The following is a 15285-nucleotide window of genomic DNA, read 5'->3' on the forward strand; positions in this document are numbered from 1 at the left end:
ATTGTTGCACAAAGAGATACACATCATCGCGTTGATATTGTAAATTAAAATCAGAACGCTTTTTTAGTTCATTCCTCAAATTATGATAATCTTCCCTAGTTCCTCCCCAACCAGGATGACGAGTATTCAGCAGTATATAATGAAACTTATTTAATTCATTAATACTATATTTAAAATTAATCTCTTGTCTATGGGTTAAATGGGGGGTAATTACATCTGTAGTTAGAACACTATTTTGAGTTTTAATTAAAGATATTGCTTGTCTTGTAGCTTGCCAATTGTCTACAAAGTTAAGATATTTTGACATAAAAAATCCCCATTTGCCTAAAAATAAAAACCAAAATAAAGACCACAAAATAATTACTTTTCTTGGCTTTATCCATGCTTTATTGGCTGCTATACTGGCAATTAATGCGAAGATTAAAAATGGAATTGTTGGTAAAGAATAATGTAAAATTACATTTTTCTGTGAAGCATGATCAGCAAGTATATTTAATGCCATACAAGGAATTGCACCTATCAATGATGTCATATATTTGGGTATTAAACTCCAAATTATAGGTGCTAATAAGAAAAATAAATATTCTAGATTTATCAGAGTAAAAATGTGACTAAAAATAATTTGCGGTTGAGATAGGAAAATTTGTAATGTTTCAGAAAATGACTTTCCTAAATAGCTATAGCGGTAAAAATGTCGGTTGACCAATGTTGCTTCGCTGCCAAAAAAAGGAATAATAATTTTATTAGCAATTAAAAACCATGCTATACCACTAATGATAGCAATTACACCATACAAACGCCGCTTTTCAAAAAATAGTAACCAAACACCCATAGCTACTACTGTTAAGGAAAGTACCGCTTTACATCCTAATACTATCAGAACACTTATACAAAACCAAATTAATTTTCCTTTTCTTGCAGCTAAAACTGCTGTTAAAATTGCAGGAACAGCTATTGTATCTGGGTGAAAATCACACAAGTTGCTGTTATATAGGACTGGATATAGTAAGTAAACAATTACTATTGCTATTGCTTGATTTTCTTTCAAACCCGCTTGTATTGCCAGTAAATATGTAGGAAAAGCACCTAAAGACAAAGCAATAGACTGGACTGCAAATAACCAATAGACATGAGGATAAATTTTATATAGTAAAGCTATAGGATACAATATCCAAGCAGCATGATCAGCTAAAATGTGAAAACCAAGTACAGAGGAAATTGGCGGTTTTCCCTGACTAACTAAGTAAACTGTTTGATCAAAAAATGCTAAATCTCCAGATGAATTAAATAATTCATGTCTGATAATACTAGATATAAATAAAATTAAGGCACTAATACCGATAATTTTACTAATATTATTTCGGGTTAGTAATTTTTCCACAATTGTTTATTTTTTATTATTAATGTTTAAGGCAAAATCCGTTTTTGATTTGGGGTAAATCATATCACAATTCCGCACCACAAACCACAATGTAAAACCTAAAGGAATAGAAAACAACTGGATATATATAGGAGTTCCCAAGTAACTAAAAAATGATGCCAGTTGCACTGATATTGCTACCCAACGATATTCAGGAAAGTAAAAAGCAAAGATAATAGATAAAATATCTGTAGGATAAAAATATCTTTCGTGCATTTTGGGTAATAAATATGGCATAATAAATACTGATATTGTCGCTAAATGTATGAGTCTATCTTGAGTTATTTCTAATTTACTTTTATAGACAAGATATGCTAACAAAAATATCGCAGTTACAGTTAATAGTAAACCTATTGGTACTACAATATTATAATAATCGTTAGAAATCCATTGATAAAGATTCGGTACACCTTTAGCTAGTTCTTTATATTTATGAGATTGTTCAAAATATACTAATAGTAATTCCTTTATTGGTCTACCAGCAATCCAAGCGGGTAACATTGCTGTTATATATACTAAAGGAATTATTGGTAAATAAAACCAAAATATTCTTTTTTTAATCAATAAGATTAATAATAAAGGTGCTAAAAACATCGCTTGTAATTTAAAGGAAAGTGCCAGACCAAAACTTATTAATGCGGGAATTTGTTTGTGAATAGATAAAAAGTAAATACAGGCAATTAATCCAGTGGTGTAGATAACATCACACTGTCCCCAAAGAGAACTATTATAAATTACGGTGGGACTTAATATAACGGCTAAAAATGCCCAATTTGCCATTTTACCTACAGGATATTTAAGCTTGACAATTTTATAAGTGAAAAATGCACAAATAAAGTCAACAGTCATGGCAAAAAGTTTAATTGCTAATATTTTAGGTAATCCTGAAAGCAGGGTAGAAGCAATCACAAGCCAGTAAAGATAGGATGGTGTATAATCGGCAAAACCATATTTTAAGGCACTAAATCCGCCATGAGACGCGATAAAATCATACCAAGGATCTAAAAAGTATTTATAATCTACAGATTTATTAGGAACACAAATTAATCTGATTACCACAGCGAATAAAATGCCCATAAACCAATATTTTGGCATCTGTAATTGTCTAAAATTCAGTAAATTATTAAACCTATTTGAAATTAGCGCTAATAATGTTTCAATCGTTTTTTTCATCATAAACATGATAATTAATTATTCCTGATATGCTAGACTAAAAAACATAGCTCTCTAATCAAAAATATGCAACTAATCCAAAAGCAATATTACACTCCAGAGGAATATCTGGAATTAGAAGCAACTGCTGACTACAAAAGCGAATACATTGACGGACAAATCATTGCTATGGCTGGTGCATCCATAAATCATAACCGCATTACAGGTAATTTTTACGCCGTGCTAAATTTTGCCTTCAAAAATCAAAATTACGAAGTTTTCATGGGTGATATGCGTCTATGGATACCTCAAAAGCTAATATACACTTATCCAGATGTGATCATTATTGCAGATGAGCCGAAATTTTTCAACAATCGGACAGATACAATTACAAACCCCCAGGTAATTATAGAAGTTTTGTCTAAATCTACTAAAAGTTACGACAAAGAAGATAAATTTACCGCTTACAGAACAATTCCCACTTTTCAAGAATACCTATTAATTGATCAAAACCGTATTCATGTAGAACAATTTTCTAAAATTGGGAAAAAAAGATGGAATTTTTGTGAATATGATGCAGAAGATGAAAATATATCTCTGACAACAGTACCTTTCACAATTTCTTTGCAGGATATATATAATAAAGTCAAATTTGAAATTGCAGAACCTGAAACAAAAAACAATAGTTAAAACCTCCTCAACCAACCCAAATTTCCTGGGCAAAACCCACTGCTAATTTACTTAACAAAGTGATAAATATACCCATCAATAAATAAGCTTGACGGGGATAGCGAGACAAACAGACACCTATAGCTGCACTCAGAGGTACAATGCCATAAGCAAGACGACTTAAAGAAATTGTCCCACCAGAAGCTAAAAGTAAACCAATACCACAAAAACCATAAACTACCATAATGGGAGTTAGTTGCTGACGGAAATACCATAAGAGGTAGCTGCTACCTAATATCATAGATAGATTGAGCAAATTATTTATTAATCCTTGGTCTGCAATTATTAATAATAATATGACTATAACATAAGCAGCACGGAATATCTGGGGATGGAAATATTTACGCCAATAGAATAAACAAGAAGAACTAATGACAATTAAACTAAAAAACAGCGGATACCAAAAGTCTTTAACTCCACCTTCATCATTTTCCACCCAACCAAAATACCAATTGTTGCCAAAAGGAATTTGCATAAACATATTTAACCAACCTTCCCAATCAAAACCTAAGGAAGGCCGCCACCCTTTTTGTGCAGCAATGAAGGCTAAAAAATTATCAAAATTTAGCCCACAATACACACTGAATACTAATAAACCTGTAGCGGATAATAAACCTGCTATATAGGCAATTGGTGGTTTATTTTGTCGCCAAGCTGTGATTAAAAATGCGAGGATTAATGCTATGCCTGTGGGGCGTGTTGCTGTTGCCATTGCTCCACAAATTGCCGTCCAAATATATTGTTTTTGATCAAAGGAACGTAAAGCTATTGTACTTAATAACAAATATAAACCTTCTGTGTAAATTACTCCTGTGAATAAAGACATAGGACAACAAGTTATGACAGCAATTGTCCAATGGGCTGCACTGATGCCACATTGTTTTTTTACCCAACAATATAAACAATAAACTGTACCTAAAAATGCTAAATTATTGATGATTAATCCAGCTATTTCAAAGGGAAAACCCAATTTCATCAACATAAAAATGCTGACAGGAAACAGGGGGAAAAATGCTAAATTATGTTGTTTACCATCATCAACAAATTCATAGCCTTCAGTAACGATCGCCCGATAATGTACAGTATCCCAAACATTAAAAATCTCCCAGCCCAAATGGGGCGTAATTCCATCTGGTAATGGAGGGAGATTGGGAGTAATCAGCAACATAGAAATCCCCACCCATAGACGACTTAAAAACCACATAGCAGCGGGAAATAAGAAATCCTCCGTCCAAATAAATTTAGCGATGCTGGTAGCGATTATAGGCAAGCTAAGGGCAGCGTCTCGAAGAGAAGCGATCGCAATTTGTGCTTTAACCATAGGCTTTTGTTTTTCCTAATTTGATGTTACTTTTAAGTAATGTTAAGCATTAATGGCAAAAATAGCAAAGGTTGTCATAGAGATTTATTAATGTAGCATTCATAGCAATTTCATCTAAAACTGCACGGAATCATAAAATCCATTCATGTATCTACGTTTATCTGCGTTAAATTATGATTAAAATCATATCATGTAGATTCATCTAAATATACCTACAATTTGCAATTGGTCAGTAAGTCTGATGATTGTAAAAATTCCCCTACTCAACGAGTCCCAAGGCATTTATAGTTAAAATTATCTATTAATTCTTAAAAAATTGTGAAAGCCATTACCCTACTTGGTTCTACTGGTTCAATTGGTACTCAAACCCTAGATATCGTCTGTGAACACCCAGATAAGTTCCGCATTGTTGGATTAGCTGCTGGCCGAAATGTGGAGTTATTTGCGGCGCAAATTCGCCAATTTCGCCCGGAAATCGCCGCCATTTCCGCTGCTGATAAATTACCAGAACTCAAAGAAGCCATTAAAGATTTAAATCCCCAACCCATTTTACTGGCTGGAGAGCAGGGAGTGATAGAAGTTGCTCGTTATGGCGATTCTCAAACCGTTGTTACTGGTATTGTTGGTTGTGCGGGTTTATTACCGACTATCGCCGCCATTGAAGCTGGTAAAGATATTGCTTTAGCCAATAAAGAAACTCTGATTGCTGGCGCTCCCGTAGTTTTACCTTTAGTGGAAAAACACCAGGTGAAATTATTACCAGCAGATTCCGAACATTCCGCCATTTTCCAATGTCTCCAAGGTGTTCCCAAAGATGGGTTACGGAAGATATTACTTACCGCTTCCGGTGGTGCTTTCCGAGATTGGCCTGTAGAAAAATTAGCAACGGTAAAAGTTGCAGATGCTCTTAAACATCCTAATTGGTCAATGGGACGAAAAATCACCGTAGATTCCGCAACTTTGATGAATAAGGGTCTGGAAGTCATTGAAGCTCATTATTTATTTGGGGTAGATTATAACAACATCGAAATTGTCATTCATCCCCAAAGTATTATTCACTCATTAATAGAATTACAAGATACTTCAGTTTTAGCCCAACTGGGTTGGCCAGATATGCGTTTACCTTTGCTTTATGCTTTATCTTGGCCAGAGCGAATTTACACTAATTGGGAAAGATTGAATCTAGTCAAATCTGGTGATTTAACTTTCCGTGAACCAGATCATCAAAAATATCCCTGTATGCGTTTAGCTTATGCTGCTGGTAGGGCTGGTGGTTCTATGCCCGCTGTATTAAATGCAGCAAATGAACAAGTTGTAGCGTTATTTTTGGATGAGAAAATTCAATTTTTAGATATTCCTAAATGTATTGAATTTGTGTGCGATCGCCATCAACATGATAACCAACAAAATCCCACTTTAGATGACATTTTAAACGCAGATCAATGGGCTAGAAAAGAAGTTTTTGCAGCCATGGAAAAAGTAGCAACACGACCACAAATAATTTCGGTGGGTTAAAAGTTATGATAGTCCTACACTGCACCGAATAGGATTAGTGTAGGATTATATTTTATGTATTTTCTTGCACATCTATTTTTGAGCAAAATTCTATGAACTTTTGAAAACTATGTAAATGATCTGGGTTTGTTTTAATTCTGGTTAATAATTGTTCAAGATAAAATTTTTCTTGTACTTCTTTTGGTCTAGATTTACTATAGGATAAATTACGTTCTTTGAAAATCTCTCTCAAATAACCTTCATGAAATAAAGCTTTTGTTTTATATCCAAAAATCTCTCGTGTATTTTCTTCGTTTTGTTCAAACTCACTTGCTAAATCTTCAGGATCACTTTGACTGACATCAAAATACTTGATATATTTTTTTAAAATTTCGTTGTTTTGTGGGTTTCTAACAAAAAAGTTTCTATTTCCTAAAAACCAAGTTTCAATACAAACTTTTTGGATAATAATTTCTAATTGACAATTTTCTGGTAAAGTTTGAAAAGGTTTATTTTGTAAATTGAGTTTAATTTTCTCGAATGCTTCTGCTTTTTTCTCGGAAATAGTCAACCTATCTGCGTCTGTGAATAGCACCAAGTAGTCATATTTTGGTACTTCGTTAATTTCTTGAATAGCATTAGCAGCAACTCGATAACAGTCAGGAACACCCATATCACTTTCATAATAATAGTTATTCTGACTGACAGTATCAAAACTATCCACTTCCGTTAAATTTGGAAGAAGTACAGATAACCACTTTTTATAAACAATCGCTTCCGTTTTCCCCTCAAATACAAAATAGAAATTCATAATTGTTTTTCGAGAATTTTAGTTAATTGAAGAAATGCTTCTTGTTTAGATTTACCTAAATGATAATCTGACGCATTACGAATATTAATGTGTCCACCTTTACGAGTAACGATTTTCCAATATTCATAAGGAATATTATTGATAATATAAGGATGATGACTGGTAGCTATAAATTGTAAATTTTTATTTTCATGAATTAAGTCATCAGTTAATATATCAATACAATTTATCCCTAAGCTATTTTCAAATTCATCAATTAATATTACAGTTCCCGGAGTTGAAAGATATATTTCACTAATATGAATAAGTGTCCGTAACATACCCGAAGACATCTTATCATCTCTAATCCATTGAGGTACACAGTTCTCTTTTATGAAAATAAAAGGAATAAAAAGACGACCAGTTGATGTATGATGTGTATGCAGAAGCTTAATTTTTATATCTTCTACTTGTTGAAAAATTTCAATAAATTTTGACTTAATTTTATTGAAAATATTCAGCTTATTTTCATGTACAAAATATAATTTTGCATGGATATTTTCATCACTATTGATTATACTCTCTAAAGTTTTATATTTACTTGTAAGAAAATGCAATGGTTTGTCGGATATTCTATATACGTTTAGTCCGTTTCTTGTCTGATCACGATATTCTATTTTATTTAAAGCATCATAAGCTTCTTTGATCATACTTTCTTCTCTCAATGTATATATTATTGATTGATATGAAGAAAGCTTGGGCATTTCTATATTTTTAAATTTTATTTTTTCTGGACTTCTTTCAATTATTACATCATTTTGTGAAGTCAATTTTTCATACAATAATGAAGGATAATCATCTTCATCTTCATAAAAGATATCTTCATTTTCGCCTTCATAAAAAGTTGATTCATCCGTTTCAATAGTTTCAAAACTACCTTCCCAAATAAACTCAGTATTATTTACAGTATAAAAATTTATTTTCCATTCCAAACCATTTATTGCTTTTCCATTTACAATGCTTTTCAAATCTAGAATTGCACGCAAGATTTGAGTTTTACCTGCACCAGAAACACCTACCAAAAGAGTTAAATTTGATGAAAAATCAACTTCATCAAAATCCCAACCTAAAAAATTATTCTTGAGTCGCAGTGAAATGATTTTCATAACTTAAACAATATATAAATTGTTGATATTATAACTTACTTCCTTTGTTTTTTCCCATTCCCTTGATTAGCCCTCGACTTTAATGTAAACTGTGGTATTTCCTCAAGTTCATCTTCACTCAAACTATACTGTTCACACACAAGACTTAACCGATTTCCCACAGTTGTAACTGCATTCACAGAATGAGTTAAATCACCCTGAAAATAAATTAAACAATTGGTTTGGGGTTTAATTTGTCCAACTTGGCGTTTTTGCGATTTTAGCACTAATTCTCCCCCTTGCATATCCTCTGGTACACGCACATAAAGCACGCTTACAAATGCGGGAGGTTCAACAGTTTTACAATAGGAACGCAAAGACCGATCAATATGGAGATCAACGCGAGAACCTGCTTTCAATAATAAAGGATTCAGATAAAAAGCATTACAATTAGGTAAAAGCGCAAAATCTAAATAAGGCTTAAAATAGGGGAATTTTTGGATAACTTTGCCTACCTCCACAGACAACTTTTTTAGCAAACCCTACTTATAATGGTTTCAATAAATTTTTATCATTTAGGTGACTAAAGACGCGGAAGTGTCAACCAATCCTAAACCCCTGTGTTAAACTCTGTGTTGGGGAACTCAAGGCAATAATTCGGTATTTGAGGAATAAATTAAAATAATTAGTATTAAATACTGCATTACAAAAAGCATTTTTTCAGTGGTGGTGAACATTTCAGATTGGTCAATATTTGGAAAAGCCGCGATAAGCTTAGGTTTAAGGTTGAGTTGCGGGGGGGAAAGTTAATTAATGGCTGCTCATAAATAGTGAATATTACTTTTTACAACATTTTTTAAACTTCTTTGCACAATTAAGATTTTTCGTGTAATGATGAGAGAGTGGAAATTAATTCGGCAGTAATGTTTGTTGTTAGTATTGACAGGCTTTCCCTTTTGGTATATACAGACTTCTCTCCGAAATCTAAATCTCTACAATCTTATGATTTTGGAAATATTCTATGTCAATTTACGTGGGTAACCTCTCTTACGAAGTTACACAAGAGACTCTCAGTCAAGTTTTTGCAGAGTACGGTTCTGTGAAACGTGTTCAACTTCCTACAGACCGTGAGACGGGTCGCTTGCGCGGCTTTGGTTTTGTGGAAATGAGTACTGAGGCTGAAGAAACTGCTGCTATTGAAGCTCTTGATGGTGCAGAATGGATGGGACGTGACTTAAAAGTGAACAAGGCGAAACCCAAAGAAGACAGAGGTCCTTCTGCTGGTGGTCGTGGCGGCTACGGTAGTGGCGGTTCACGTAACCGTTACTAAGCAGAATTTAGCTAAGACTTTTAGTTATTAAATGCTAAAAAAATTACCTATTCCGTTAGCGGGGTGGGTAGTTTTTTGCTATTAATTCTCTAAACTAACAATTCAAATCCTGGTAATACCTCTTCTCCAGTTATTCTTACTTTACAGTAGCATAAATAGTATTCTCAGCAACATCAGGGGAATGTTCTCTCGTTCTCTGGTTCTCTCGTTCCTAGTCTCTGACTAGGAATGCAGTTGATGAGGCTCTGCCTCAATTAGCAGGACAAGATCGGATAAAATGGCTTGTATTCTGGGAAATCCTATAAACTGATTAACCAGTGACAGATCGAGTCAACTTGAGTATCATTTGTCATATTAGCAGCATTGCTCAATTTACCAGATTCTAAATCATTCCATAGATATACCGAATTTTTTGGCGGCTTTTAAGGCCATGATAAAAAATAAAGTCTTTAATTCTTACAATTAAGGGCGGAGAAACCCCGCCCCTACAGGCAATCTTGCCGAAATAAATGGCAAGAATTAACTTGAAAGCCTAACCAGAAATATCTTACTTCTTAGCTTCAGCAATGGGAACCCATTCAGTGTGGAAAGTTCCTTCTTTGTCGGTACGTTTGTAAGTATGAGCGCCGAAATAGTCCCGTTGTGCTTGAGTTAAGTTTTGTGGCAAGCGATCGCGGCGGTAACTATCGAAGTAATCTAGAGAAGCACTGAAAGCTGGAACAGGAATACCCAACTTAGCCGCAGTCACAATTACTTCCCGCCAAGCCGCTTGTCTATCCAGAATTGTTTGCTTAAATTCAGGTGCTAACAACAAGTTAGGTAAAGCTGGATTTTCGTCAAAAGCCTTCTTAATCTTATTCAAGAAACCAGCCCGAATAATACAACCACCCTTCCAAATTCGAGCCATTTCGCCCAAATTCAATTCCCAATTGTAAGTTTTAGAAGCTGTAGACAACAGCGCCATACCTTGAGCATAGGAACAGATTTTAGAACAATAGAGAGCATCCCGCACCATGTTCACAAAAGCCCCAATGTCGCCACCATATTTAGCATTAGGTCCAGTGATTTGCTTAGAAGCAGCAATGCGTTCATCTCTAATAGAAGACAGAATCCGGGCATTTACCGCTGCTGTAATTGTCGGAATCGCTACACCCAATTCTAAAGCAGTTTGTACAGTCCAACGACCAGTACCTTTTTGACCCGCAGCGTCAACAATTAAATCAACGAGGGGAATCTTGGTTTCTGGGTCAACATAGGGGAAAATATTCGCTGTAATCTCAATCAAAAATGAATTGAGTTCGTCAGTTGTATTCCATTGAGAAAATACCTCATGGAGTTGTGCTGCATTTAAACCAGCCACATTTTTCAGTAAATCGTACGCTTCTGCAATTAACTGCATATCACCGTACTCAATACCATTGTGAACCATTTTTACATAATGTCCAGAACCACCAGGACCAATGTAAGTCACACAAGGACCATCATCAACTTGAGCCGCGATTTTATTGAAAATCGGGGATAGATACTCATAAGAGCTTTTTGTTCCACCGGGCATGAGAGAAGGTCCATTTAAAGCTCCTTCTTCACCACCACTCACACCCATACCAATATAACGTAAACCAGTAGGTTCTAATTCTTGAGTGCGTCTTTCTGTATCTTCAAACCAAGAATTACCACCGTCAATAATGATATCACCCTCTTGTAGTAAAGGTTTAAGCTGTTGAATTACCGCATCAACAGGCTTACCAGCTTGTACCATCACCAAAATTTTCCGAGGACGTTCCAATGAGGCGACAAATTGTTCTAGGCTAAAAGCAGCCTTAACGTTCCGTCCTTGGGCGCGGTACGCCATAAAGGCATCGGTTTTTTCACGAGAGCGGTTGTAAACTGCAATTGGAAAGCCATTTCTTTCAACGTTAAGAGCGATATTTTCGCCCATAACAGCTAATCCAATCACACCAAAGCTTTGTAGTGTCATAGTTTGTGTTCAAATCTTTTGTTTGGGTTTGGCTCTTTCTCTTGCAGATCCTTTCTCTTTAAGGGTAGTCCGAGATTTTCGCTTCACTCCTAAAGAAGATATTAAGAGTTTCTCAAGAATTTCCCAAAATTACGACCAATATCAATAATTATTTTCATTTTGTATCTAAGTCAACAATTTAGTGACAAATTAGTGACAAAATTTGCAAAATTAAAATACATAGCGGCAGGGGAGGCAAGAGGCAATAAAAATTAAATATCCTTATCCTATCCCCTATTTTCTTTATTATCTTTTCCCTGTCCCCTGTCCCCTGTTCCCTGTCCCCTGTTCCCTTTCTTTCATGAAATAGTAAGGAGTATTAAAAAATGCTGGCCTATTTTATAGCGTTGGTAGTCGCTTTTGGTAGTTTAGCCATTTACCTATCCGCTTTCTTTTTTCCCGAAATCCATCGTCAGAATGATTTTATCTGGAGTGGGGTTGGGTTATTCTACGCCTTGGTACTATGGATTTTTGCACCTGGGATTACTGGAGGGCTGTTACTGGGTCATATAGCTAGTGTGGCACTGTTGGTATGGTTTGTGGCACAAACTCTCTCATTACGGCGACAGTTAGCCCCTCAAGAACAGCAAACTCCTTTACCCAGTCCTGAGCTAATTAAAATTAGTTTCCAAGAACAAATGTCAAAGTTTTCTGTGAAAGAGAAATTTCGACAATTATCCGCATTCATTGGTAGTGTGTTTAGTGGTGCAAAAGGAAAGCTACCACAGACTGTAAATCAACAGCCAGTTATCAAAACTACTGAAGAGATTTTACAGACAGGTACAACTCAAGCAACTCAACCGTCAAAATTACCAGATGAGTCGCTAAATGTCACCCCAGCAATTGTAACTCAAGGTTTATCAGAGGAGACTTTTTCTCCATCACCGGTTTTAGAAACGGTAGAACTAGCGCCAACAGCACCAGTTATTCAGCCGCAACAAGAACAGGTAATTCCGACAACGGAAGCACCTGCGACGGCCGAAACTCAAAATCTATCAGAAATAACTCAAATTGAGGTATTTGTTTCAGAATCATCAATAGCAGCGGAAACTGAAACTGTGATAGAGATAGTTCAGACTGAGGTGTTTGTTTTAGAAGCAGAAACTAGGGATGTTACCAGTGAACTAAAAGTAAGTTCTCCAAATTCGGTGACATCGGAATTATTAACCACGGAAGCAACACAAAAGCCTGCCATGAACGTTGAGGAAGTTCAACCAAACGGGGAAGTGTTGCCAGAAAAAATCCCATTCAATAAACCAGAGGACGAGTAATTGAGGGGATTTACGGGCAACCACGGGGGGTTTGTTTCAGGGCAACCACGGGGGGTTTGTTTCAGGGCAACCACGGGGGGTTTGCCCCTACGGTTTTCTACCTATCTAATCCGCAGAAGAGGGCAACCACGGGGGGTTTGCCCCTACGGGATTAAATCCCAATTGGGATAATAAACGATCAATATCAAAATGCTCAGACATAAGAGAGCGAATACACTCTATTTTAATTGGTTCATGGACGCGAACCTGACCAAAGGTGCGGTCAATGATTTCTACTGTAGTGAGAGTATCCAGATCCACCGATAAAATCGGGATTTCTAACTCTTCTGCCCGATTGAGGATAAATGCAGGAGGTGGTAGTTGCCCAGTCAGAATCAGACATTGAGTAGATGTTTCTAAGGCTGCTTGTTGAATTTCAACTCGGTCTCCCCCAGTCACTACCGCCATATTCTGACGTTTGCGGAAGTATTTTACAGCGGAGTTGACGTTCATTGCCCCAATGGCTAGACTTTGGACTAATAAATCTAGGCGATCGCTTCGACAGAGGACTTCAGCGTTTAACTGCTTAACTAATTCGCCCACACTCACACTGCGAAGGATATCGCTTTTGGGTAATGTTGCTAGTACGGGAATATCCTGTTTTTCCAAGAATGGACGTAACAGGGTTTGTACTAACTCTGATTTTTCTTCAGGTACTTCATTAATTACGACACCCATTAACCGTTTACCCAATCGCTGTTTAGCAGACAATAACCCTTCAATAGAAGTTAGTGATTGATAACGGCTAATTAAGAGTACAGGAGCATCTAATTTTTCTGCTAGTTCCAGTAAGGATAATCCAAATAAATTTCCTTCTGATAAGTTTGCGGGCCCTTCTAACAAGACCAAGTTACTCTTTGGTATTTGTGAATACTTCTCTACTAGTAACTGTTGATAGTTGGTTGTGTCTTCTCCCTGTAAGCGTTTCTGGACGGTAATTTCATTTAAAGACAATAAGGTGGGAGCAATACGGTTGTCTGGAAGGTTCAGGTTATGAGTAATAAACTGGACATCTTCTTCAACCACTGTTCCCGTTGGTGTCTTGACAAAATTACCCAAAGGCTTACCATAAGCAATATCCAAACCATGAAGTTTTAGCTGATGAGACAAACCTAAAACCGTTGCAGATTTGCCACTGTAAGCTTCAACTGATCCAACCAGCAAGTATTTAGCAAGTGTTGGCACGTATGCACTCCTAATTTCAAAAGTTTGTACAACTCAGCTAGGTGTCTATCAATTTTAGTGCTTTCTGGTGGCAGGTAAATAGCTTGATTCAATCTTAATTGCCTCAATTTTAAAAATTAAATGGGAATAAATCGAGTTGTGGTAAGCTTTATAACAATTTTGATTGTGCAACTTGTGTACACAACAGTTATTTAATTGTCAATCTACGCAAAGAGGTATATACTCTCAATTAAATTTTATTTTCTTGCCTTCCAACTGTTTGCATCATGATCAGCAATCCAATTTTAGCCCAGTCCTTGCCAACTACCATTCAGCGTCAAAAAATCTGTGAAATTGTGGGGGAGACTTACAGTGAAGAAAACTGGCAAAATTGGCAGTGGCAAATGCGACATCGGTTAACTAAATTAGAACACCTTGAAAAGTTACTAAGATTGACTTCAGCAGAGACGGAAGGTTTAATGATTGCACCGGACAAATTTGCTGTTGCTGTCACACCATACTTTGCCTCCTTGCTTGATTCTGAAGATGCCAATTGTCCATTGCGGATACAAGTAATACCTAAAAAAGAGGAAATAATCATTAATCCTACAGATATGGTAGATCCTTGTGGGGAGGATGATGATAGCCCTGTTCCAGGCTTAGTCCACCGTTATCCTGATCGGGTTTTACTGTTGGCTTTAGATAGTTGTGCTGCTTATTGTCGCTACTGCACTCGTTCCCGCTTGGTTAGTCAAGGGGAAATGAATCCCATTAAACGACGGTTAGATGCAATCATTGATTACCTGGAAAAACACACAGAAATTCGTGATGTGTTAATTTCTGGTGGTGATCCTTTGCTGATGGCTAGTGAAGTTTTAGATAATTTGTTGGCAAGGTTGCGAGGAATTTCTCATATTGAATTTGTGCGAATTGGTTCTCGTGTTCCCTGTTTTTTACCACAAAGAATTACGCCAGAACTAGTGAGTATACTGCGTAAACATCGCGTATGGCTATCTGTACATTTTTGTCATGTGCGGGAATTAACACCAGAAGTAGCCCAAGCCTGTGATTTACTAGCTGATGGTGGCGTTCCTTTAGGCTGTCAAACTGTACTACTTAAAGGTGTGAATGACTCGGAAACAGCCTTAAAGAATTTGTTTCACGGTCTGCTAAAATTGCGTGTGCGTCCCTCAGCACAAGTTGTTATTATACCCGCAGAAGAAGTAGAATTAATTGATAAAACAGTTGTCGGTAACTATTACTATGATTGGGAAAATAAAGCCGCAGCGATCGCACTGGGTTTAGCATCCCTAATTAACCATTCTTACAATCCCAATAGTTACAGCGGTTTCTGCTCTCATGAGGTACAAAGTTGAATGATGAAACTCTTGTAGTGCGGGCATCTTGCCCGCT

Annotated in this window: 12 protein-coding genes and 2 pseudogenes; 5 read left to right on the top strand and 9 right to left on the bottom strand. The window is 36.2% G+C overall.

Annotated features, from left to right (window positions below):
* On the bottom strand, nt 1-1381 hold a 1381-nt coding region (locus tag ACIR310F_RS23140), incomplete at its 3' end, for a DUF2079 domain-containing protein (RefSeq protein WP_231387598.1).
* A 6-nt stretch (nt 1382-1387) separates the two neighbouring features.
* On the bottom strand, nt 1388-2515 hold the full coding sequence (locus ACIR310F_RS0118580) for a hypothetical protein (protein ID WP_231387599.1): 1128 nt from the start codon (nt 2513-2515) through the stop codon (nt 1388-1390).
* Between the two features lie 144 nt (nt 2516-2659).
* On the opposite strand from ACIR310F_RS0118580, the gene ACIR310F_RS0118585 reads away from it, so the two are divergent.
* Entirely contained in the window at nt 2660-3262 is a 603-nt protein-coding gene (locus ACIR310F_RS0118585; RefSeq protein ID WP_028085117.1) for a Uma2 family endonuclease, read from the top strand.
* Between the two features lie 7 nt (nt 3263-3269).
* On the opposite strand, the gene ACIR310F_RS0118590 is transcribed toward ACIR310F_RS0118585, so the two are convergent.
* Nucleotides 3270-4622 carry a hypothetical protein gene (locus ACIR310F_RS0118590; protein ID WP_231387601.1) on the bottom strand — a complete coding sequence of 451 codons (1353 nt, stop codon included), beginning with the start codon at nt 4620-4622 and terminating at the stop codon, nt 3270-3272.
* Nucleotides 4623-4940: 318 nt separating this feature from the next.
* Between ACIR310F_RS0118590 and ACIR310F_RS0118595 the strand changes: the two genes are divergently transcribed.
* On the top strand, nt 4941-6137 hold the full coding sequence (locus tag ACIR310F_RS0118595; protein WP_028085119.1) for a 1-deoxy-D-xylulose-5-phosphate reductoisomerase: 1197 nt from the start codon (nt 4941-4943) through the stop codon (nt 6135-6137).
* A 52-nt stretch (nt 6138-6189) separates the two neighbouring features.
* Here the strand turns inward: ACIR310F_RS0118595 and ACIR310F_RS0118600 are convergent, their stop codons facing one another.
* The 3 genes and pseudogenes from ACIR310F_RS0118600 to ACIR310F_RS23145 form a co-directional block, all read right to left on the bottom strand.
* Nucleotides 6190-6927, bottom strand: a complete 738-nt coding sequence (locus tag ACIR310F_RS0118600) for a hypothetical protein (RefSeq protein WP_028085120.1) — start codon at nt 6925-6927, stop codon at nt 6190-6192.
* Nucleotides 6924-8072, bottom strand: coding sequence for an AAA family ATPase (locus tag ACIR310F_RS0118605; RefSeq protein ID WP_028085121.1), 1149 nt, complete (start codon nt 8070-8072; stop codon nt 6924-6926). Before ACIR310F_RS0118605 ends, ACIR310F_RS0118600 begins: the two co-directional genes overlap by 4 nt.
* 35 nt (nt 8073-8107) lie before the next feature.
* Nucleotides 8108-8560: pseudogene (locus ACIR310F_RS23145) on the bottom strand (2OG-Fe(II) oxygenase); the annotation flags it as partial.
* Between the two features lie 512 nt (nt 8561-9072).
* Here ACIR310F_RS23145 and ACIR310F_RS0118615 point away from each other — a divergent pair.
* Nucleotides 9073-9381 carry an RNA recognition motif domain-containing protein gene (locus ACIR310F_RS0118615; RefSeq protein ID WP_028085122.1) on the top strand — a complete coding sequence of 103 codons (309 nt, stop codon included), beginning with the start codon at nt 9073-9075 and terminating at the stop codon, nt 9379-9381.
* Between the two features lie 299 nt (nt 9382-9680).
* Here the strand turns inward: ACIR310F_RS0118615 and ACIR310F_RS27425 are convergent.
* Both ACIR310F_RS27425 and gndA read right to left on the bottom strand, forming a co-directional pair.
* Nucleotides 9681-9767: pseudogene (locus tag ACIR310F_RS27425) on the bottom strand (AvaI/BsoBI family type II restriction endonuclease); the annotation flags it as partial.
* Between the two features lie 161 nt (nt 9768-9928).
* Nucleotides 9929-11359 carry an NADP-dependent phosphogluconate dehydrogenase gene (gene gndA / locus ACIR310F_RS0118620; protein WP_028085123.1) on the bottom strand — a complete coding sequence of 477 codons (1431 nt, stop codon included), beginning with the start codon at nt 11357-11359 and terminating at the stop codon, nt 9929-9931.
* A gap of 365 nt (nt 11360-11724) precedes the next feature.
* On the opposite strand from gndA, the gene ACIR310F_RS27640 reads away from it, so the two are divergent.
* Entirely contained in the window at nt 11725-12669 is a 945-nt protein-coding gene (locus tag ACIR310F_RS27640) for a Ycf66 family protein (protein WP_081677622.1), read from the top strand.
* A gap of 105 nt (nt 12670-12774) precedes the next feature.
* On the opposite strand, the gene ACIR310F_RS0118630 is transcribed toward ACIR310F_RS27640, so the two are convergent.
* A complete protein-coding gene (locus ACIR310F_RS0118630) occupies nt 12775-13893 on the bottom strand; it encodes a phosphotransacetylase family protein (RefSeq protein WP_028085124.1) in 1119 nt (372 codons plus the stop codon).
* Nucleotides 13894-14159: 266 nt separating this feature from the next.
* Between ACIR310F_RS0118630 and ACIR310F_RS23155 the strand changes: the two genes are divergently transcribed.
* Complete coding sequence (locus ACIR310F_RS23155; RefSeq protein ID WP_231387602.1) at nt 14160-15248, top strand: KamA family radical SAM protein; 1089 nt, start codon at nt 14160-14162, stop codon at nt 15246-15248.
* Nucleotides 15249-15285: the final 37 nt, after the last annotated feature.

Origin of the sequence: Dolichospermum circinale AWQC310F (assembly GCF_000426925.1) — a bacterium.
In the GTDB taxonomy this organism is placed as follows: domain Bacteria; phylum Cyanobacteriota; class Cyanobacteriia; order Cyanobacteriales; family Nostocaceae; genus Dolichospermum; species Dolichospermum circinale.

What these genes read in the sequence shown, in the direction of transcription:
- ACIR310F_RS0118580 (WP_231387599.1), bottom strand. Translation starts at nt 2,515, where the DNA reads ATGCCAAAATATTGGTTTATGGGCATTTTATTCGCTGTGGTAATCAGA.
- ACIR310F_RS0118585 (WP_028085117.1), top strand. Translation starts at nt 2,660, where the DNA reads ATGCAACTAATCCAAAAGCAATATTACACTCCAGAGGAATATCTGGAA.
- ACIR310F_RS0118590 (WP_231387601.1), bottom strand. Translation starts at nt 4,622, where the DNA reads ATGGTTAAAGCACAAATTGCGATCGCTTCTCTTCGAGACGCTGCCCTT.
- ACIR310F_RS0118600 (WP_028085120.1), bottom strand. Translation starts at nt 6,927, where the DNA reads ATGAATTTCTATTTTGTATTTGAGGGGAAAACGGAAGCGATTGTTTAT.
- ACIR310F_RS0118605 (WP_028085121.1), bottom strand. Translation starts at nt 8,072, where the DNA reads ATGAAAATCATTTCACTGCGACTCAAGAATAATTTTTTAGGTTGGGAT.
- ACIR310F_RS0118615 (WP_028085122.1), top strand. Translation starts at nt 9,073, where the DNA reads ATGTCAATTTACGTGGGTAACCTCTCTTACGAAGTTACACAAGAGACT.
- gndA (WP_028085123.1), bottom strand. Translation starts at nt 11,359, where the DNA reads ATGACACTACAAAGCTTTGGTGTGATTGGATTAGCTGTTATGGGCGAA.
- ACIR310F_RS27640 (WP_081677622.1), top strand. Translation starts at nt 11,725, where the DNA reads ATGCTGGCCTATTTTATAGCGTTGGTAGTCGCTTTTGGTAGTTTAGCC.
- ACIR310F_RS23155 (WP_231387602.1), top strand. Translation starts at nt 14,160, where the DNA reads ATGATCAGCAATCCAATTTTAGCCCAGTCCTTGCCAACTACCATTCAG.